The organism is Corallincola spongiicola (assembly GCF_004284785.1).
Taxonomy (GTDB): domain Bacteria; phylum Pseudomonadota; class Gammaproteobacteria; order Enterobacterales; family Neiellaceae; genus Corallincola; species Corallincola holothuriorum.
This window is the reverse complement of sequence record NZ_SHLY01000004.1, coordinates 115,132-133,885: the sequence shown is the minus strand read 5'-3', so window position 1 is coordinate 133,885 and position 18,754 is coordinate 115,132. Positions and strand designations below refer to the sequence as shown.

The window sequence follows — 18,754 nt, the reverse complement described above, 5'->3', positions numbered from 1 at the left end:
TGTGCGGCTGCAAAATGTTATCGGTAAGCTGAGGGAGTGAAGGGATGAGTGAAGTGATCACGGCGCTGGCTAATTGCGCACAACTGGCGGAGTGTCCGCGTTGGGATCCGGAGCAGCAGCGCTTGTTTTGGGTTGATATCGATGCGGGGCGCCTGCACGCCTTTGATCCGAAAACCGGACAAGACAGTTACCTGCAGTTGGACGAAGAGATCGGCTGCTTCGCGGTTAGAGAAAAGGGGGGCTTTGTCGCTGGTCTAAGATCTGGCTTTGTAACTATCGACTCTCTGGCGGGGGGCATTACCCCGATTGCCGATCCCGAACAAGATAAGCCGCATCAGCGTTTTAATGATGGCCGCTGTGATCCTGCTGGACGCTTTTTAGCTGGTACATTAAACCCAAACAAAGATGCTTATAGTGGTCATTACTATACCTTGGATCTGGATCTGTCAGTGCGCAAGCTGGTGGGTAATAACTGGACCTCTAACGGCCTAGCTTTCAGTCCTGATGGCAAGACTCTGTATTACTCCGATACGCCAAGGCATGTGGTATTCGCCTGTGATTATGATGTGGTGACCGGGGCGGTGAGTAATCAACGCGAGTTTATTCGATTTCCCCATGGCTTTGGCCGCCCTGATGGTGCCGCGGTTGACAGCGAGGGCTATTATTGGAGTGCTTTATATGGTGGTGGCCGGGTGGTTCGCATCAGTCCAGCGGGAAAAATCGTCAATACCATCACAGTGCCAGCGAAAAACCCAACGATGGTGGCGTTTGGTGGTGAGTCAATGAACACCCTGTTTATTACCACTGCGGACACAGACTATGCGCCAGAAAAAGCGCAGTATCCGCTGTCGGGTAGCCTGTTTTCGGTGAACTTACCGGTAACAGGGTTAATCGAGCCGAAATTTAAAGGCTGATAGATTTTGTGCGGCCAGAGAGTAGGCTACTGGCCGCCGAGCTTTAGATGGGGGATATCTGCAAACCTTCATCGGTCATTTTTATTATCGATGGGCCATAGTCACGCTCGCTGGTGACCCGCTGTTTACCAAATTGCACGGTTAGCCGAGAGTGTAGTTTACTGGCTGCTGACACTTGGCAGCTTTTTTGTAATCGCAGGACCTCTTTCCGATAGTGCTCGACCTCCTGCTGCAGCTCCGCATTCTCCTTTTTACTTGACTTGTACCGCGCTACGGCGTTTTTCAACTCAGGTAACAGCTCAGGCTTTTCTGCCTTTTTTAATTGCTTGATCTGACTGGCGGCCTCGATGACATTCTCGGCTGAACGTTTCAGCGCGCGGGATGATTCCTGCATCTGTTGTTTCATGACCACAAACAGTACCGACATATCGATCTCTGTTTTTGCCCCAGCGGCGGTACCTATTTCCCCTGCTTTTACCTGTTCACCGACTTTGGCGATCCCCCCGAGCAGGCGTCCTCGTGGATTGTCTTCGCTGCCAAGCGTTAAGGTGTGTAAGCATCTAATGTCGCAATGACTTGCTTGTCTGGTGAGAGTGATATTTCTACCGGTATTAATTGCGGCGTACTGAGCAAAGTTTGCCGCAACATCTAACTTCGCTGTGATGTGGCAGTTCATGCTATCGGCATGGTTACTGCCACTGTCTATCTCATCATGATCGATGGGGCGCCCAATAATCCCTTTGCTGATGGTGATGCTACCAGCAGCGTCCAGTGTGGCAGAGCTGACTCCCCCGCCAACCGTAATGTCACCGCCACTTTCGACGACCATGCCTTCACCTACATCACCTTCGATGATCACAGAGCCTTTAAATCTGACATGACCTGTGGTGACATTGACTTGGTTGATGACAAGGACATCGTCCACCATCATGCCGTTTTCTATTTCTACAGGGACGCCTTCTCGTGACGATTCCAATAGGTGAGGGTTTACTGGATTAAAGCGCGTACCGCTACCTGATGATAATGCAGGCTGTTTACCTGGCTCGGGCGGTATCGGTTTGCCACAGACGTCGGTGCCGCTTGCCCCTTCTGTCGCTGGAACACGCTCCATCAGAGGTGTTCCTTCGGCAACCGTGACCAGGTCACCAAGATCCCGCATGTCTACGGTACCGTCTTCTTTCTCTTTTGGACGGAGTATTCGATCTTTTGCTGTTCTGGCTAATTGCTTGATAACGCCATCACTGCCCGCTTTTGGCGGCGAGCCATTAGCGACCACTCCCTGGAATACTTCTCCTGGCGCTAACGATTGTAAATGGGTGGCGATCTTTGCTAGCTTCTTTTCGTGGATCCCAAAGGTCACACTGTTGGCTGCAAGCGCATATTGCAGCGCTTCAAGATCCAGTTGCTTCCCACCAAATGCACCAATGACCTCAATACCAGCCATCATCTGATCGTCGCTAACAACGACGCGGATCTGTGCGTCTTTACGTTCAGCGATGATAAAAACGAGAGCTTCTGTTGAGGCGGTGCTGGCGGTAGCGGCAACGGCGAGTTGGGTTAACGCTTCTTCAAATACGCCTTCAAGAAAGCAATAGCTGGCATAAGGCGATTCTGAAAATGCCTTTTTGAGTTGTTCAAGCGAAGGAAGAGGGGCACTTGTTGGATCATCAACAACCCACTCAACCTGACTATTATCTTGCGTTGCTCTAAACATCATCTTACCGCACTGCTTTCCTCAAGTATAAGCTACTGATGTCAATGCGCTTGATCCAGTTCGGAGTGACTAAATCGCGACCAAGCTGGCAAAAATACCGCTTAATTGATGGTGCCGCTAACTTTACGCTGCCTTTTTACTTGCGAAAGTCAGCAAAGGCACTGAATTGCCAGCGTCTTAACGCTAGCACCAAGGTGGTACCGTGGCGGTCAGCAATTGGCAGTTTCCTCTGAACGTGATTGAGCTCGTTAAACTGTTCTGACAGTTTTTCCAGTGCTTGCATTAACTGCGCTAAAGCGTCGTCAGTCATCATGCCATTGAGGCACACCATCTCACTGCTGTCATCATTAAAATCATGGTGAAAAAACTCTTGTTCTACTCGTGATCGGAAGTATGTTTGGATGGGACCTCTGGCTTGCCATTTGAAGTTGTTACCCACAATCAATTTGATCCGGTTACCCGGCAGTAGCTCTAATATTCCCATACGATCAAGTGTCGCCAGTTTTTGGATCAAGACAGTGGCCGAGAGCTCATAGTGGCGAAGGATCTCATCAAACTGCCAATAGTTTAAGGCGCTTATTGCCACAAGAAGGAGCATTGAGTCGTCGATTAACTGCTGTTCCTGAGCATGACTGAGTTCATTCAGTTTTGGTTGCTGCTGCTCCATTAATTCAACTAAGCCGACGAAATCTATTCCCAGCCATTCGCAAATTTTATCGATTCGCTTTAGGGTAAAGCCTGCTGTTGCAAACAGGCGCTTCACTGATGCTTCGGAAAGGTTTAAACACTCAGCCACATCACGATAGTTTTTTGTTTTTTGTTTCAGTGCTAGTTTCAGCGCCTGATGGATCTTTTTTGCTTGGCTCATAAGTGATATTCGCTATTTGGTATTAACTAATAATACCTTGGGTCGACTATTATGCGAACAATCAGTTTTTGGTATCGAATAGTTTCTGTTTTCAATAGTCTTAGGCGCAATTAAGACTACATGGAGTAGACAATGTTGAAGGTGAAAGGGTACCTACCCTATCTGGTGATGGTGTTTTTAAACGCGTTTGTCGACCTAGGGCATAAGATAGTGATCCAAAATACTATCTTTAAAACCTACGACGGCAGTTCACAAGTGATCCTCACTGCAATCATTAATGCCCTGATATTACTACCGTTCATTTTGCTATTTTCACCATCTGGATTTATCTCAGACAAGTATCCGAAACAGCGGGTGATGCAGATGAGTGCCTGGGCCGCAGTCGGGATCACCTTGGCGATCACCGCTTGCTATTACCTTGGCTGGTTTTGGGTGGCATTCGCCATGACTTTTCTATTGGCCTTGCAAAGTGCGATCTATTCGCCAGCGAAGTATGGCTATATCAAAGAGCTACTAGGGAAAGATAGGTTGGCTCGAGGCAATGGTGTGGTGCAAGCGATCACGACGATCAGTATTTTGGGCGGAATTTTCGCTTACTCAATTCTGTTTGAGGGCTACCTTGTTGATCAGCCCGTGGATGATACCAGTCATATCTTAATGACTATTGCGCCGTTAGGCTGGAGTTTAGTTGCCTTGTCGGTGATCGAGTTGCTGATGGCCTACCGTTTGCCACAAACTCAGCCTGTCGACAGCAAGATGTCTTTTGATATCAAAGCGTATCGCCGTGGTACCTACCTGAAAGAGAATTTGACCACCGTCTCCCGCAACTCAGTGATTTGGCTATCGATCATCGGCTTAACTGTATTTTGGGCGGTATCACAGGTGATGTTGGCCGCGTTTCCAGCGTTTGCAAAATCGGTGTTGTCGGAAGATAACACCGTGGTGATCCAAGGCTTATTAGCGTGCACCGGTATCGGGATCATGTTGGGATCGTTATTGGCTGGTCGCGTGTCTAAGCACCATATTGAAACGGGGATCATTCCTTTAGGTGCAGTTGGTGTGGCGCTGGGACTCTTTTTAATCCCTCTTATCAGTTCTACGGTTAGCTTTGCATTGGTCTTTATCTTGATTGGTGTGGCTGGTGGCCTGTTCATTATCCCGCTCAATGCCCTGATCCAGTTTCATGCCCCAGAGCATGAGAGTGGTCGCATTTTGGCTGGAAACAACTTTGTGCAAAACGTGGGGATGTTGAGCTTCCTGGTGATGACCGTGTTACTGGCGATGGTCGGGATCGATGGTGCAGCATTGATCTGGCTGCTATGTGCTGTCGCCAGTTTGGGTGCGTTGTACACCATGTGGAAGCTACCGCAGTCTTTAGTGCGGTACCTGTTAGCGATTATCGCAACTCGGGGATATCGCTTGCGCGTAGATGGTTTTAAGCATATCCCGGAACAAGGTGGCGTCCTGATGCTGGGTAACCACATTAGTTGGATTGATTGGGCAATCGTGCAGATAGCTTCGCCACGCCCGGTGCGTTTTGTGATGGAAAAGAGCATATATCAGCGTTGGTATCTGAATTGGTTTTTCCGCTTGTTTGACGTCGTGCCGATCGCTTCTGGTGATTATCGGAAATCGGTTGCCCGGATCGCCGAACTGCTTAATCAAGGGGAGGTGGTGTGCTTGTTTCCCGAAGGAACCATTAGTCGCAATGGTCAGTTGGCCGAGTTTAAGCATGGTTATACCAAAGCTGCTGCGCTTGCCAATGCCGATGTTAAGATCTTGCCATTTTATCTGCGCGGGTTATGGGGGAGTCGTTTTAGTCGTGCCAGTGCCAAGTTAAGAAGTAACCGAGAGCAGGGACGTCGCCGTGATGTGGTGGTAAGTTTTGGCTTGCCAATGGCGATCACTACAACACCGGATGAGCTTAAGCGCAGGGTATCTGAACTGTCGGTACAAGCTTGGGAACATTACACCAAGGCGTTGCCGTCGGTGCCTGCTGCTTGGGTAAGAACGGCAAGCCGTGTCGGCGGCAACACGTTACTCACCGACAGTGATGGTAAGTCATTATCAGGTAGACGTGCGTTGGCTGTTACCCACTTATTGGCTAACCGCCTGGCATCTCAGAGCAAAAAACGTCGGGTGGGAGTTTTGCTGCCGGCCAGCAATGGTGGCGCTTTGGCTAATATGGCTCTGCTGATGCGTGCCAAGGCTGTCGTCAATTTGAATTATACCGCATCGCTGTGCGCCCTCGAGGGTGCGATAACTAATGCCGACCTAGATCTGGTGGTGACCTCTAAACGCTTCGTTAAAAAGTTAGAAAAGCGCGGCTTTGCCGTCGAAGCGCTGTTCTCTTCGTTGCATGTTATATATCTGGAAGATCTGTTTGCTAAGGTATCGCCGTGGTCGGTGATCTGGCGCCAGTTGCTGGTCACCGCACTGCCGATTAGCCTGTTGCAGTGGTTGTCTGTGTCGAAGATTGATGTGGAGCGTACCGCAGCAATAATGTTCTCATCAGGGAGTGAAGGCTCGCCGAAAGGGGTGAAGCTGAGCCACCGTAATTTGATGGCTAACATTAAGCAGGTATCTGATCTGCTTAACACGCAGGACTCGGATGTGATGATGGGCTCCTTGCCGTTATTTCATGCCTTTGGCCTGACTGTGACCACGCTGATGCCAATGGTTGAAGGGATCCCGTTGGTGTCTCATCCTGACCCCACGGATGTGAGCAGGATAAGCAAGGCGATAGCCCGTTATGACGCAACATTGTACTGCGCTACTTCGAGCATATTGCGTTTGATGACCAACAGTCGCCAATCCCACCCGTTGATGCTCAGTTCACTGCGTCTGGTGGTGTCCGGGGCAGAGCGCTTAGACTCAGCGGTACGAGATGGTTTTCAGAACAAGTATGGGCAGCAGGTGGTCGAAGGCTATGGCACCACTGAAACAACCCCGGTTGCCAGTGTGAATGTTCCAGATCAACTGGATACCCGCTACTGGACAGTGCAGAAGGGAAATAAGCCGGGCACTGTCGGCATGGCGTTACCGGGCAGCAGCTTCCGCATTGTCGACCCTGATTCACTGGCACTGTTGCCACAGGGAGAAGCGGGTCTGATCTTGATTGGGGGAGCGCAGGTGATGAAAGGGTATCTGAATGATCCAGAGCGCACCGCCGATGCCGTGGTCGAGATCGATGGGATCCGTTGGTATAAGACTGGTGATAAGGGGTGGTTAGATGAAGACGGTTTTCTCACCGTGGTTGATCGTTACTCTCGCTTTGCCAAAATCGCCGGTGAAATGGTGAGTTTAAGTGCTGTAGAAAAGAGCCTAAGTGAGTTGTTATTGCCGCAGTTCCCTGAGCTTTCTCTAGCGGTCGTCGCGATTGCTGATGAACGCAAAGGGGAACGCTTGGTGGTGTTAGTTGATCAGGATATTTCGCTTACCGAGCTGCGACAACAATGCAAAATCGGTGAGCTGAATAATCTGTTTTTACCCGCTGCGGTGATCAAGGTTGATGGGCTTCCTACCCTTGGTAGCGGCAAGATAGATTATCAACAGGTGAAAGCGCTCGCTGTCGCCATGTGATCTGGTGCAACTCCTGCGCAATCTAAACGTAAGTGTGCAGCGCAATGCTGCGCACTTTTCCCTTTCTTTGATTACACTTAGCTACAAATTCATGGCCGCTGTGGTGTTTGATGATACGTCTCCTGCGACTTTTGTTGATCTTTGCCGTGGTCGGTTGGTTACCTTGTGCCACTGCCACTGCCCCGCTCAAACTATACAACTGGGAATACTATAGCTCTGAGCGTCTGTTTAACCATTATCGACAGGTCACCGGGCGCGAGATCCATGAACTCTATTTTGAAAGTGACGAGGAACGAGATCGTGTGTTGTTTGGTGGGCGGCGAAAAGAGTTCGATATAGCGGTGATCGACAATCAATCGATAGAAAGCTATGCCGCCGCAAGGATTATTGCGCCGTTGAGTCAGCGCGTTGCAGCCTTGGTGGAGAAACAAGTGCCTGCGGTGTTTGCTGATGCTTGCCACAACTATGGTGTGCCCTACCTTTGGGGAAGTTTGGGCATTGCTTATCGCCGTTCAAAAGTGTCGTCTGCGATAGATAGTTGGTTAGATCTGTTACGACCGGAGCAATCACTCAAAGGTGGCATTGTGATGTTGCCCGATGCGACAGAGCTATTAATCCCAGCATTAAAGGCTGCTGGGGACTCGATCAATAGCAATGATCCTGAGCAGTTGCGGCAAGCCTATCTTCTGCTGCAACAGCAAAAGCAAGATGTGCTGGCGTACGCCAACCCATTGGATGTGGTGGAACAGGAGGAGGGCAAAGAGAAGCTGGTGGCGACAATGCTATATAACGGTGACCTCGATACCTTGATAGAACTTACCGGGCATGAAGATTGGCAATATGTAGTACCTAAGGAGGGGAGTGCTGTTTGGACCGATTGCTTAGCCATGTTGAGTGGCTCAGAGCAAGAACCAGCGATCAACCAGTTTTTTGAGTTGTTGCTAACGCCTCAATATGCCGCTTGGTTGAGTGAAGACTCTGGCTATGCCACGCCCGTTGAGAGCGCAAAATCATTCCTGCCGAAAACTCTGCTCGATAACACCGATATTTATCTTCCCGCTGATGTGCGGGAACAAAGTGAATATTATGGTGATGTGTCAGCATCGAGTGATCTGCGCTCGCGCATACTGCTGTCGGTTATACGATGAAGTTAGAGTCAAAATTTCTGCTGATTATTCTGCCCAGTCTGTTTCTGACAGTCTCGGTGTTGTCTGTGGTTGAGTATTGGTTTTTGCTGCAAGATGACAGGCAGGCAGTTCGGCAACAGGTGGAGCTGCAGCATCGAAATTGGGTTCGGCAGGGCAACCAGCGGCTAGAGCTTGAGATCGCCCAGTTAAGAGCCATCTCCAAAATCGGTGAGATGGATGATTATCTCTTTACCAGTAATGCAAAGTTGCGTGAAGTGAGCCTAAAGCCGCGGTTGATGTTTGCTTTGGATGAGCTGACCAGGGAGCTCAGTAGTTTTAAGCGTATCTCTCTTTATGACATTGAGCATCAGCAGCTCATTATGGTGGGGGAGAATGTTGACCCGTTTGCTGATGTCGATAATGCTAATCTTGCCCTGTTGCAACGGCTGCAGGCCTACCCACATAGTCATGTTGATTCCGAACTGAGAAATAATCATGGCGCGTTGACTTTCAGATTAGCAGAGCGTTTTTCCCCCTCATTGATCAGAACCAGCCAGTCGCCAGCGGCAAGCGGTGAGCTTTATACCTTAGTTGCTGAAGTCGATCGCTTAGATGTCGCTGATGCGATTGAAGAGCTCTATCTTAAGCAGGGGATAGCTCTGCTAGTTTTTGATCGTGAACGGCGTTTCATCTTTGGACCCTCCTCAATGCCTTGGCAGGTGGGAAATGCTGATCTTTTCCAACAACTCGAACAGAAATTGATCCGTGGTCAGTCATTGGTTCTGGATAATGTTGGTGAGTTTCAACTGGTCTCGCAGTTAACTTCAGGGGACTCCATCTCTATCGCAATGGTGTCTGAGAGCATCGAAAATCAAGATGCCAACGCGTATTTATGGCGCGTTATCTTGCTGTTTTTAGTTACTTTCCTGCTGCTGTTTATTCTGTTGCGCTGGGCGATCAAGCGTACGGTGGTAACGCCGTTAATGATGATCAGGCAGCGTATCCGTGGCGTAGAGGAGGGCATCGATGAAGATGTTCCCCTCTCCAAGGGGGGTGATGAGCTTGCAGAGCTCAATAATAGCTTTGCTGATATGGTGACATCAGTGCGGCAAGCGAAGACAGCACTGGAAAAAGTCGCGTACTCAGATCGTCTTACGGGTCTCAACAATCGCCTGGTATTGCAACGCTCCTTGGGGGAAGGGTTAGAAAGCAAGATGGCTCTGTTGATCCTCGATATTGATAGGTTCAAACATTTGAACGAGACCCATGGGGACAAAGGGGGCGATCAAATACTGAAGAGCCTAAGTGAACTAGTGCAATCGATGATGGCTAAGCCACCATTTGACGAACTGATTGATCATCGGAGTTATGTTGCGCGTACCGCTGGTAATGAATTTGCCATTTTGTTGTTCCATGCCAATCTTGAGCTGGCTGAATCGTTGGCTGAGCAATTGGTCACGGCGTTAGCGGATCCTGTGGTTGTGGGTGCTGGACAGGTGTATCTACAAGTCTCTATCGGTATTGCTGCAAGTCCGCAACACACAGAGACTGTGGCGGAATTACAGAAATTGGCTGAAGCTGCAAAACAGCAGGCGAAGCTAAAAGGTGGTGCTCAGTATCAGGTGTTTAGCCAGCAGATCGCTGAATACCTGTTAGAAAAAGAGGTGATTGAAAGAGCGTTGACGACGGCGTTAGAGCAGGATGAATTTGAACTGTTTTTTCAACCCTATGTGTGTAGCAAAACTGGACTCATTGCCGGCGCAGAGGCATTGTTGAGATGGCAAAGCGAAAGTTTAGGCCGTGTCGGGCCAGACAAGTTCATTCCAGTGGCTGAACAGTCGGGGTTGATCTATGCGATTGATCGTTGGGTGATTGAGCATGCTTGCCGGTCATTGGCTGAGATCCTAAAAACTCAGCAAAACTCTACGTTTTCCATGTCTGTTAATGTATCAAATACCCACCTGCAACAACCCGGATTGGCAGACTTTATCTCCGGTGTTGTTTCGGCGATGGCGTTACCACCCAAGCAGGTTGAAATTGAGATCACGGAAACCGCGACCGCTGATTTGGACGACCGCTTTTTGGCGAATGCCAATGCATTGAAGAAACTTGGGGTTGGCTTAGTACTGGATGATTTTGGTACCGGCTATACATCCCTTGCGCATTTAGGCCAACTGCCGGTGACAAAGCTCAAGCTTGATCGGACTCATACTGCAGAGATTGGTTTGAAGCAGCCCGCAGATACCCCAGGGGTAGCCAAAATAGTGCTGGAGTTTGCCCACGCCTACAATCTCTCAGTTACCGCCGAGGGCGTCGAAAACCAGCAACAGCTAGACTTTTTGAACAGCGAAAAATGTGATTTTATTCAAGGGTACTACCTTTATAAGCCGATGAATTTTAACCAGCTTTTAGAGTTGCTAAACGGCAAAGGTTAACGTCGTCAAAAGCCGTTGCTTGGATCTTGCTCTTTTTGATCTGTTTGGCGCTTAATGTGAGTGCTGTTGAGTTAAATGTATATTCATTTCTCTATGATTTTTGGTCGCCGAGGTTCTATGAAACTGTCCAGATACGTCTATACCGAACAGGAATTTCATCAGCAGGAGGAAACCCCTGTTTATCATCGCGAGATAGGGCCTGTGGTATTTAAACAGGGGGACGAGGTGGCGACCGTGAAGTACGAGCCTTGCCATAGTAACGCCGAGTATAGCGATTATCGGCAGGGCCAAGGGCGGGTTTGGACTAAATGGTTGTTAAGTGAAGATGGCAACAAAGCGGAAGGGATATCCGAGTCCGGTATCAACATGTTTGCTGATTTTTATATGGAACCGGGGGCAAGTATTGGACAGCATCAGCATAGCGATAAGGAAGAGATCTACTATCTGCTGGAAGGTACATTGAAGATCTCCGTGGAAGATGCAGAGGGCGGTTGTACGGAGCGGACCCTAATGCCAGGCGATATGCACTTTATTCGGTTAGGTCAGTCCCATGCGGCGTTAGCTGGAAGTGAAGGGGCGCGGGTGGTAAGTGTTTGTGTCAAAGGGTAAGCGGGCTCGCGGATTATTACTTCCTTAGCGCTCACCTCTTTCGTAAACGTATTGCTAATGCTGGCAATCTGACTTATCTCAAGTAGGCTAGGTAGCAAATTTGTTAAAGTCGCTCGGTTTTGTTAACTAGGAATGCGTTATGAACTTCACTTTGCCTCTGCTCGGGGCACAAATATTACTGACCGCGTTTGGTGCGCTGGTATTGGTGCCTATCCTTACTGGTTTATCACCGAATATCGCCTTATTAGGAGCGGGTGTAGGTACGCTGATTTTCCAGTTATGCACCAAGCGTCAGATCCCGATTTTTCTTGGTAGTTCGTTCGCTTTTATTGTTCCTATTCAACTGGGCATTTCCCAATTTGGTTTGTCCGCGACATTGGGCGGTTTGATGGCGGCCGGTTTGGTGTTTGTCCTTGCCAGTGCGCTCGTTCGATTACGTGGGATCCAGATCATCGAAAAGCTGCTGCCGCCAGTGGTCGTTGGTCCGGTGATCATGGTGATAGGTTTGGCGCTTGCGCCTGTTGCTGTGAACATGGCTTTGGGTAAAACCGGCGATGGCGCAGTGCAATTGATTGAACTCGATACAGCGCTGATTATCTCATCGGTGGCCTTGCTAACGACGGTTGGTGTGGCGGTTTATGCCAAAGGCTTGTTAAAGCTGATGCCGATTATCGCGGGCGCAGTGGTGGGCTATCTGCTGTCGTTGGCGCTGGGCGTCGTTGATTTTACTCCTGTCGGTGCAGCGCCTTGGATCGCGGCCCCTGATTTTGCCACGCCGTCTTTCGACTGGCGGGCCATCTTGTTGATTGCGCCAGTGGGACTGATTGTCGTGGTCGAACATTTTGGTGACATTTTGGCGATAAGCAACGTGACCGGAAAGAACTTTGTCGAAAAACCGGGGATTGACCGTTCTTTGTTGGGCGATGGTTTGGCTACTATGGCTGCAGCCAGTTTTGGTGGGCCGCCAGTGGTTAGTTATGGCGAGTGTACCGGTGCGGTGGCACTGACTAAATCTTATAATCCCGTCATTATGACCTGGGCGGCTTGTTTTGCTATTGGTTTGGCTTTTGTCGGCAAAACCGGTGCCTTGTTGCAGACCATCCCAGTACCTGTCATGGGCGGTATTCTTTGTCTGTTATTCGGGTCTATTGCAGCCATTGGGATGAATACCCTGGTGCGTAGTCAGGTGGATCTAGCGAAAGCGCGTAACTTAGCTATCGTGTCGATAACGCTCGTCTTTGGCATTGGTGGAATGAGCATCAGCGCGGGCGACTTTACGCTTAAAGGGGTAGGGCTTTGCGGTATTGTGGCTATCCTTCTTAACCTCGTGTTGCCGCAAGAGAAATCTGCAGCGAAATAATCTGTCGCTTGCAGGAATAAAAAAACCGCCCTCAGGCGGTTTTTTTATTGTTCAGAAAACTTATTTGGTGCCGAATATCTTATCTCCGGCATCGCCTAAGCCAGGCATAATATAGCCCTTATCGTTGAGGTACTCGTCGACCGACGCGACATAGATATCTACATCTGGATGGGCAGCTTCAAGCTTGGCAATCCCCTCTGGCGACGCAACCAAGAACAGTCCCATGATCTGGGTGCAGCCTTTCTGCTTTAGCAGGTCAATTGTGGCGATCAGCGTACCGCCTGTTGCCAACATAGGGTCTAGGATCAGTGCTGTGCGCTCAGGTACATCGGCGACAATTTTGTCGAAGTAAGCCACAGGCTCAAGGGTTTCTTCATCTCGGTATAGACCGACGACACTCACTTTGGCATTGGGGAGCAGGCTAATGACCCCATCTAACATGCCGAGTCCGGCGCGCAGAATAGGTACCAAGGTGATCTTTTTGCCCTTGATATTTGTCACTGGCACGCTCTCGCCGCTCCAGCTTTCAACATCAATGGTTTCTGTTTCTAAGTGTCGGGTGGCTTCATAGGTGAGTAAAGTACCGATCTCACCACAAAGTTCGCGGAAGTGTTTGGTGCTGATGTCACGCACCCGCATCAGACCCAATTTATGTTTTACCAAAGGATGTTGGATTTCATAGACTGCCATTGCAGCATCTCCGGAGAATAATGATTACCAGTACAGTTAATAGCATAGTTGCTTTGCTGTCATTTTGATTTTACCCAAGACAATCATCTCATTGGCTATGTATCCTGCGTCAGCCGTCTACACTTTGGAAGCGGTCACGGCGTTGCCGTGTTTTGATTTTGTTAGCACACGGAGATTGAAATGAAACAACTACTGGCTATGTTGATGATGGTTGGCATGTTAGCGGCTTGCGCAAGTTCAGAGCCTGAAGCAGCGGCTGAGCCTGCTCCTGCGGCTAAGCAGGAAAAACAGCGTTGTGCAGTCGACACTGATTGTACGACGGGATATGGCATGTGCGTGAAGCCTGAAGCGGCTGATTACGGCTTCTGCCTGTAATCTACATTTGGGGGCGTTACTGCCCCCAATTACCATGTAATGAATAGACTGCCGGACTGGTCTAGTTTGATTGCAGAGGCGTGGGCGTTAGAGTGCGCTGTAATAAATTTTCAGAAATTGCTGTTTTTTAGCGTTTTCTAGTAAAAATGGTAGGAAAATTTCCTTCCTGAGTGTATAAATATTCAGATTTTTTGCATATAAACTAAAAAATGCGAATAAACAGTGACCAAATGGTCGGTTTATATCGCGTCTTTCTACGGGATTGTAACGATTGTTCAGGAGGTTTTCATGGCTATGAAAATCGGTGTGCCACGAGAAGTGATGTCAGGTGAACAGCGCGTAGCGTTGACGCCAGATACTGCTGAGAAGCTGCAGAAACTGGGTTTTGAACTCGCTATTGAAGCGGGTGCCGGTGCGGCGGCAAGTTTTACCGATGACGCATACAGTGCGGCAGGTGTTGAAGTAATCACCGACACAGCGGCGCTGTGGCGTGGTGCGGATATTATATTTAAAGTCAATCCGCCTATGGTTGATCCGGCAACCGGCAACGACGAAGCCGAGTTGTTAAAACCAGAGCAGACTCTGATTAGCTTCTTCTGGCCAGCTCAGAACGAAGATCGCCTGAAAGTGTTAGCAGAGAAAAATATCAATCTGTTAGCGATGGACAGTGTGCCTCGTATCTCCCGTGCTCAGTCATTGGATGCTTTGAGCTCCATGGCGAATATCTCAGGCTATCGTGCTGTGGTTGAGGCGGCCCATGAGTTTGGCCGTTTCTTTACTGGTCAGATAACGGCAGCAGGTAAAGTTCCTCCGGCCAAAGTGTTGGTGATTGGGGCTGGTGTTGCTGGATTGGCAGCGATTGGTGCTGCGGGCAGTTTGGGGGCAGAAGTACGTGCATTTGATACTCGCCCTGAAGTAGCTGAGCAGATCGAATCGATGGGCGGCACATTCTTACGCCTCGATTATGAGGAAGAAGATACTGGTGCCGGTGATGGCTACGCCAAAGAGATGTCTAAGGCGTTTATTGAAGCGGAAATGAAACTGTTCGCTGAGCAGGCCGCCGAAGTCGACATTATCATCACCACTGCCGCTATTCCTGGTCGTCCGGCACCTAAATTGATTTTGGCTGAGATGGTCGAATCAATGAAGCCGGGCTCAGTCATCGTTGATTTGGCTGCGCTGACCGGTGGTAACTGTGAATTAACTGAGCCTGGTGAAGCGGTCGTCAAGCATGACGTCACTATCATCGGGTATACCGATATTCCATCGCGCTTACCGGCACAATCGAGTCAGCTTTATGGCACCAACCTGGTGAACTTGATGAAGCTGCTGTGCTTGGAAAAAGACGGCAATATCGACATTAACTTCGACGATGAAGTCCTGCGTGGCGTCACCGTTGCCAAAGCGGGTGAAGTTACCTGGCCTGCGCCACCCATTAAGGTCAGTGCTCAGCCACAACAGCCTGCAGCAGAAGCGGCTGCGCCGGAGCCTGTGGAAGAGGCAAAACCTAAGCCTTGGCTTAAGCCTGCCATGCTTGCAGTGGGTGCCGGACTGTTTGGTTGGGTTGCTCAGAATGCACCGAGCGATTTTCTGGCACACTTTACCGTGTTTGTTCTTGCCTGTGTGGTGGGATACTACGTGGTTTGGGGTGTCGCCCATGCCTTACACACGCCGTTGATGAGTGTGACTAATGCTATTTCCGGCATCATCATTGTTGGTGGCTTGGTACAGATGAATTCCGATAGCCCGCTGATCTTAGCGCTATCGGGCTTTGCCATTTTAATCGCGACGATCAACATTGTTGGTGGCTTCACCGTCACTCAACGCATGTTGAAAATGTTCCAGCGCGACTGAGGAGATAACGCATGTCACAAGGTTTGTTAGTTGCTGCGTATCTGTTTGCAGCCGTTCTGTTCATTATGGCACTTGCGGGCTTAAGTAAGCACGAAACTGCCAAGGCCGGTAACCTTTATGGTATCGCCGGTATGTTGATTGCTATCGTGGCTACCTTTGCTAGTGTCGAGATCAGCGGGATCACCTGGCTGACCGGAGCGATGCTGGTTGGTGCGGCTATCGGCGTTGTTTTAGCGTTGAAAGTCGAGATGACCGAGATGCCACAGTTAGTGGCGATCTTACATAGCTTCGTTGGTTTAGCTGCGGTATTAGTCGGCTTTTCTAGCGCTATTGCATCTCACCCTGAGCCAGGCAGTGCTGCTGCGGTTGCTCAAGCATTGACCCAGACCAGTGTTGAAAAGACGATCCATGATGTCGAAGTCTTCCTTGGTATCTTTATTGGTGCAGTGACCTTCACCGGTTCGATTGTTGCCTTTGGTAAGTTGCATGGTGTGATGAGCAGCAAGCCACTTTCTTTACCTGGTAAGCACTTTATCAATCTGGCGATGGTGATCGCCTCTATTGGTTTGGGTGCATGGTACATGGACAGTGGCAATATCATCGCCTTACTGATCATGACCTTTATTGCGTTTGTATTTGGTTACCACTTGGTTGCAGCCATTGGTGGCGCAGATATGCCAGTTGTTGTGTCTATGCTGAACTCTTATTCAGGTTGGGCGGCAGCAGCAGCCGGATTTATGCTCTCTAACGATCTGTTGATTATCACCGGCGCCTTGGTGGGTAGTTCTGGTGCGATCCTCTCTTACATTATGTGTAAGGGGATGAACCGTTCCTTTATCAGCGTGATTTTGGGCGGCTTTGGTACCGATGGTGGCACTGTCGTTGGCGATGAGGAAGTGGGCGAATACCATGAAACCAATGCCGAGGATGTGGCCGACATGCTGAAGAGTGCCAAGAGCGTGATCATTACTCCTGGTTACGGTATGGCGGTAGCACAAGCTCAGTATCCTATTGCTGATATCACCAAGAAGTTGCGTGAAAAAGGCATCCAGGTGCGGTTTGGCATTCACCCTGTGGCAGGGCGCTTACCAGGACACATGAACGTGTTGTTGGCCGAAGCCAAAGTGCCTTATGACATCGTGATGGAGATGGATGAGATCAACGATGATTTCTCCGATACTGATGTGGTGTTGGTGATTGGTGCGAACGACACCGTGAACCCTGCGGCGCGTGAGCCAGGCAGCCCAATTGCTGGTATGCCGGTGCTACACGTATGGGAAGCAGAGAATGTTGTGGTATTTAAGCGTTCTATGGCCACAGGCTATGCTGGCGTACAGAACCCACTGTTCTTTAACGACAACAGTAAGATGTTGTTTGGCGATGCCAAAGCCAGTGTGGATAACATTCTGAAAGCGCTATAAAACATAGTGTGTAGATGAATGAATAAGAAAAGGAGCTATCGGCTCCTTTTCTGCTTTTTGGCCATAGCGATACGTCGAGCTCTGTCCTATTGTCGCAATACTTAATTGCCTTTGGTTACTTGTTGTTGGGCTATATCGCTATTTTTTGTCCTGACGCAATCTTTTAAGCTGCTACTCTTTGCTAAAGTCCGCCGGTTTGTTTTCTCACCAGAGGTTTTAGTATGCGCATTGAATCTGATATCAAGTTGGGGTTTAAGGATGTCCTTATCCGCCCTAAGCGTTCAACACTCAAAAGTCGTTCCGAAGTCGAATTAGTGCGTACCTACCGTTTTCACAATAGCGGTCGTACTTGGACAGGTGTGCCTGTAGTGGCTGCCAATATGGACACGGTCGGCACTTTTGAGATGGCTCGAGCGTTAGCAGAGCATCAGATGCTGACTGCGATCCACAAGCACTACACGGTGGAAGAGTGGGCTGCATTTATCGCTGAGAACGATGCCTCTATCTTTAACTACATCATGGTGAGCACTGGAACTTCTAAGGCTGACTTTGAAAAGCTTGGACAACTGTTAAAGCAGCATCCAGAGTTTCAATTTGTCTGTATTGATGTGGCAAATGGCTATGCTGAGGCGTTTGTTGATTTCGTTCGCCGCGTGAGAGAAAGCTACCCAGACATCACCATTATGGCGGGTAATGTGGTGACCGGCGAAATGGTTGAAGAGCTTATCCTAGTAGGAGCCGATATCATTAAGGTTGGTATTGGTCCTGGTTCTGTATGCACCACCCGAGTGAAGACAGGTGTTGGCTATCCGCAACTGTCCGCCGTGATTGAGTGCGCCGATGCGGCTCATGGCATGGGCGGACAGATTGTGTCAGATGGCGGTTGTTCATGTGCCGGCGATGTGGCCAAGGCATTTGGCGGCGGTGCCGATTTTGTCATGATTGGGGGTATGTTTGCAGGGCATGATGAGTCAGGTGGTGATCTCATTGAGCGTGACGGTAAGCAGTACAAGCAGTTTTATGGCATGAGCAGTGCAACGGCGATGCAGCGTCATGCGGGCGGTGTTGCCGAGTATCGAGCCTCAGAGGGTAAAGCGGTTAGCGTGCCTTATCGTGGCCCAGTAGATGCCACGGTGAAGGATATTCTGGGTGGCGTGCGGAGTGCCTGTACTTATGTTGGTGCTCGGCAGTTAAAAGAGCTGACCAAACGTATGACCTTTATTCGTGTGCAAGAGCAAGAAAATCAGGTATTTGGTAAAGAATAGACCGATTGCCTCAGAAAAAAACCGGACGACAATGTCCGGTTTTTTTGTTTTTTGGGGTGAATATTATGTCCGCCCTTTTAGGTAATTGGCGTAATCAGGGATGCTGGTTTCATAAGCTTGATTCATATGTTTAGAATCAAGCAGAAAGTCGGCGGTGACTCTGTTGGTGGCAACAGGGATGTTCCAGACCGCAGCGAGTCTTAGCAGGGCTTTGACATCGGGATCGTGAGGAACTGCATCCAAGGGATCCCAGAAGAATACCAGCATATCTATCTTGCCTTCAGCGATTAGCGCGCCGAGCTGCTGATCTCCCCCCATGGGACCGCTCAGCAGGCATTGGATGGGGAGGTCTAGTTGCTGCGCGAGCATTGCGCCTGTGGTACCTGTAGCGAACAAACGATGTTGACTGAGTTGCTCACGTCGAGCTTCAGACCAAGCAATTAACTGCTGCTTCATATGATCATGAGCAACAAGTGCTAAGCGTTTTTTCGCCGGTAATGTACGTTGCGTGGTTTGCATAGTGCTCCGTAAGCAATGTTT

14 protein-coding genes are annotated in these 18,754 nt (G+C 49.5%); 10 read left to right on the top strand and 4 right to left on the bottom strand.

Annotation, left to right across the window (positions count from 1 at the left end; genetic code table 11):
• Positions 1–44 precede the first annotated feature (44 nt).
• Positions 45–914, top strand: coding sequence for an SMP-30/gluconolactonase/LRE family protein (locus EXY25_RS12725; protein WP_130567066.1), 870 nt, complete (start codon positions 45–47; stop codon positions 912–914).
• A 43-nt stretch (positions 915–957) separates the two neighbouring features.
• On the opposite strand, the gene EXY25_RS12720 is transcribed toward EXY25_RS12725, so the two are convergent.
• Both EXY25_RS12720 and EXY25_RS12715 read right to left on the bottom strand, forming a co-directional pair.
• Positions 958–2,631 (bottom strand): flagellar assembly protein A, encoded by a 1,674-nt coding sequence (locus EXY25_RS12720; protein ID WP_130567065.1) that lies wholly within the window; start codon positions 2,629–2,631, stop codon positions 958–960.
• Between the two features lie 133 nt (positions 2,632–2,764).
• A complete protein-coding gene (locus EXY25_RS12715) occupies positions 2,765–3,496 on the bottom strand; it encodes a helix-turn-helix domain-containing protein (protein ID WP_130567064.1) in 732 nt (243 codons plus the stop codon).
• A gap of 132 nt (positions 3,497–3,628) precedes the next feature.
• Here EXY25_RS12715 and EXY25_RS12710 point away from each other — a divergent pair, with 132 nt between their 5' ends.
• The 5 genes from EXY25_RS12710 to EXY25_RS12690 all read left to right on the top strand — a co-directional run bounded on the left by EXY25_RS12710 (position 3,629) and on the right by EXY25_RS12690 (position 12,609).
• Positions 3,629–7,078 carry an acyl-[ACP]--phospholipid O-acyltransferase gene (locus EXY25_RS12710; RefSeq protein ID WP_130567063.1) on the top strand — a complete coding sequence of 1,150 codons (3,450 nt, stop codon included), beginning with the start codon at positions 3,629–3,631 and terminating at the stop codon, positions 7,076–7,078.
• 110 nt (positions 7,079–7,188) lie between these two features.
• Positions 7,189–8,226 (top strand): polyamine ABC transporter substrate-binding protein, encoded by a 1,038-nt coding sequence (locus EXY25_RS12705; protein WP_130567062.1) that lies wholly within the window; start codon positions 7,189–7,191, stop codon positions 8,224–8,226.
• Positions 8,223–10,640, top strand: coding sequence for a putative bifunctional diguanylate cyclase/phosphodiesterase (locus tag EXY25_RS12700; protein ID WP_130567061.1), 2,418 nt, complete (start codon positions 8,223–8,225; stop codon positions 10,638–10,640). The genes EXY25_RS12705 and EXY25_RS12700 overlap by 4 nt, the downstream gene beginning before the upstream one ends.
• A 117-nt stretch (positions 10,641–10,757) precedes the next feature.
• The gene (locus EXY25_RS12695) at positions 10,758–11,249 is read left to right on the top strand and encodes a cupin domain-containing protein (protein ID WP_158538021.1); all 492 of its coding nucleotides are present in this window, start codon (positions 10,758–10,760) and stop codon (positions 11,247–11,249) included.
• A gap of 139 nt (positions 11,250–11,388) precedes the next feature.
• On the top strand, positions 11,389–12,609 hold the full coding sequence (locus EXY25_RS12690; RefSeq protein WP_114338249.1) for a uracil-xanthine permease family protein: 1,221 nt from the start codon (positions 11,389–11,391) through the stop codon (positions 12,607–12,609).
• A 60-nt stretch (positions 12,610–12,669) separates the two neighbouring features.
• Here the strand turns inward: EXY25_RS12690 and upp are convergent, their stop codons facing one another.
• The gene (gene upp / locus EXY25_RS12685; protein ID WP_114338250.1) at positions 12,670–13,299 is read right to left on the bottom strand and encodes a uracil phosphoribosyltransferase; all 630 of its coding nucleotides are present in this window, start codon (positions 13,297–13,299) and stop codon (positions 12,670–12,672) included.
• A gap of 180 nt (positions 13,300–13,479) precedes the next feature.
• Here upp and EXY25_RS12680 point away from each other — a divergent pair, with 180 nt between their 5' ends.
• The 4 genes from EXY25_RS12680 (at position 13,480) to EXY25_RS12665 (ending at position 18,214) form a co-directional block, all read left to right on the top strand.
• Positions 13,480–13,674, top strand: coding sequence for a hypothetical protein (locus EXY25_RS12680; RefSeq protein WP_114338251.1), 195 nt, complete (start codon positions 13,480–13,482; stop codon positions 13,672–13,674).
• Between the two features lie 294 nt (positions 13,675–13,968).
• Complete coding sequence (locus EXY25_RS12675) at positions 13,969–15,528, top strand: Re/Si-specific NAD(P)(+) transhydrogenase subunit alpha (protein WP_130567173.1); 1,560 nt, start codon at positions 13,969–13,971, stop codon at positions 15,526–15,528.
• Between the two features lie 11 nt (positions 15,529–15,539).
• Complete coding sequence (gene pntB, locus EXY25_RS12670; protein WP_114338252.1) at positions 15,540–16,949, top strand: Re/Si-specific NAD(P)(+) transhydrogenase subunit beta; 1,410 nt, start codon at positions 15,540–15,542, stop codon at positions 16,947–16,949.
• Positions 16,950–17,170: 221 nt separating this feature from the next.
• Entirely contained in the window at positions 17,171–18,214 is a 1,044-nt protein-coding gene (locus EXY25_RS12665) for a GMP reductase (protein WP_114338253.1), read from the top strand.
• A gap of 63 nt (positions 18,215–18,277) precedes the next feature.
• On the opposite strand, the gene EXY25_RS12660 is transcribed toward EXY25_RS12665, so the two are convergent.
• Positions 18,278–18,733 (bottom strand): methylglyoxal synthase, encoded by a 456-nt coding sequence (locus tag EXY25_RS12660; protein WP_130567059.1) that lies wholly within the window; start codon positions 18,731–18,733, stop codon positions 18,278–18,280.
• Between the last annotated feature and the right edge of the window lie 21 nt (positions 18,734–18,754).

Excerpts from the sequence above, each read along its gene's own strand:
- EXY25_RS12725 (WP_130567066.1), top strand. The coding sequence starts at position 45 with ATGAGTGAAGTGATCACGGCGCTGGCTAATTGCGCACAACTGGCGGAG.
- EXY25_RS12720 (WP_130567065.1), bottom strand. The coding sequence starts at position 2,631 with ATGATGTTTAGAGCAACGCAAGATAATAGTCAGGTTGAGTGGGTTGTT.
- EXY25_RS12715 (WP_130567064.1), bottom strand. The coding sequence starts at position 3,496 with ATGAGCCAAGCAAAAAAGATCCATCAGGCGCTGAAACTAGCACTGAAA.
- EXY25_RS12710 (WP_130567063.1), top strand. The coding sequence starts at position 3,629 with ATGTTGAAGGTGAAAGGGTACCTACCCTATCTGGTGATGGTGTTTTTA.
- EXY25_RS12705 (WP_130567062.1), top strand. The coding sequence starts at position 7,189 with ATGATACGTCTCCTGCGACTTTTGTTGATCTTTGCCGTGGTCGGTTGG.
- EXY25_RS12700 (WP_130567061.1), top strand. The coding sequence starts at position 8,223 with ATGAAGTTAGAGTCAAAATTTCTGCTGATTATTCTGCCCAGTCTGTTT.
- EXY25_RS12695 (WP_158538021.1), top strand. The coding sequence starts at position 10,758 with ATGAAACTGTCCAGATACGTCTATACCGAACAGGAATTTCATCAGCAG.
- EXY25_RS12690 (WP_114338249.1), top strand. The coding sequence starts at position 11,389 with ATGAACTTCACTTTGCCTCTGCTCGGGGCACAAATATTACTGACCGCG.
- upp (WP_114338250.1), bottom strand. The coding sequence starts at position 13,299 with ATGGCAGTCTATGAAATCCAACATCCTTTGGTAAAACATAAATTGGGT.
- EXY25_RS12680 (WP_114338251.1), top strand. The coding sequence starts at position 13,480 with ATGAAACAACTACTGGCTATGTTGATGATGGTTGGCATGTTAGCGGCT.
- EXY25_RS12675 (WP_130567173.1), top strand. The coding sequence starts at position 13,969 with ATGAAAATCGGTGTGCCACGAGAAGTGATGTCAGGTGAACAGCGCGTA.
- pntB (WP_114338252.1), top strand. The coding sequence starts at position 15,540 with ATGTCACAAGGTTTGTTAGTTGCTGCGTATCTGTTTGCAGCCGTTCTG.
- EXY25_RS12665 (WP_114338253.1), top strand. The coding sequence starts at position 17,171 with ATGCGCATTGAATCTGATATCAAGTTGGGGTTTAAGGATGTCCTTATC.
- EXY25_RS12660 (WP_130567059.1), bottom strand. The coding sequence starts at position 18,733 with ATGCAAACCACGCAACGTACATTACCGGCGAAAAAACGCTTAGCACTT.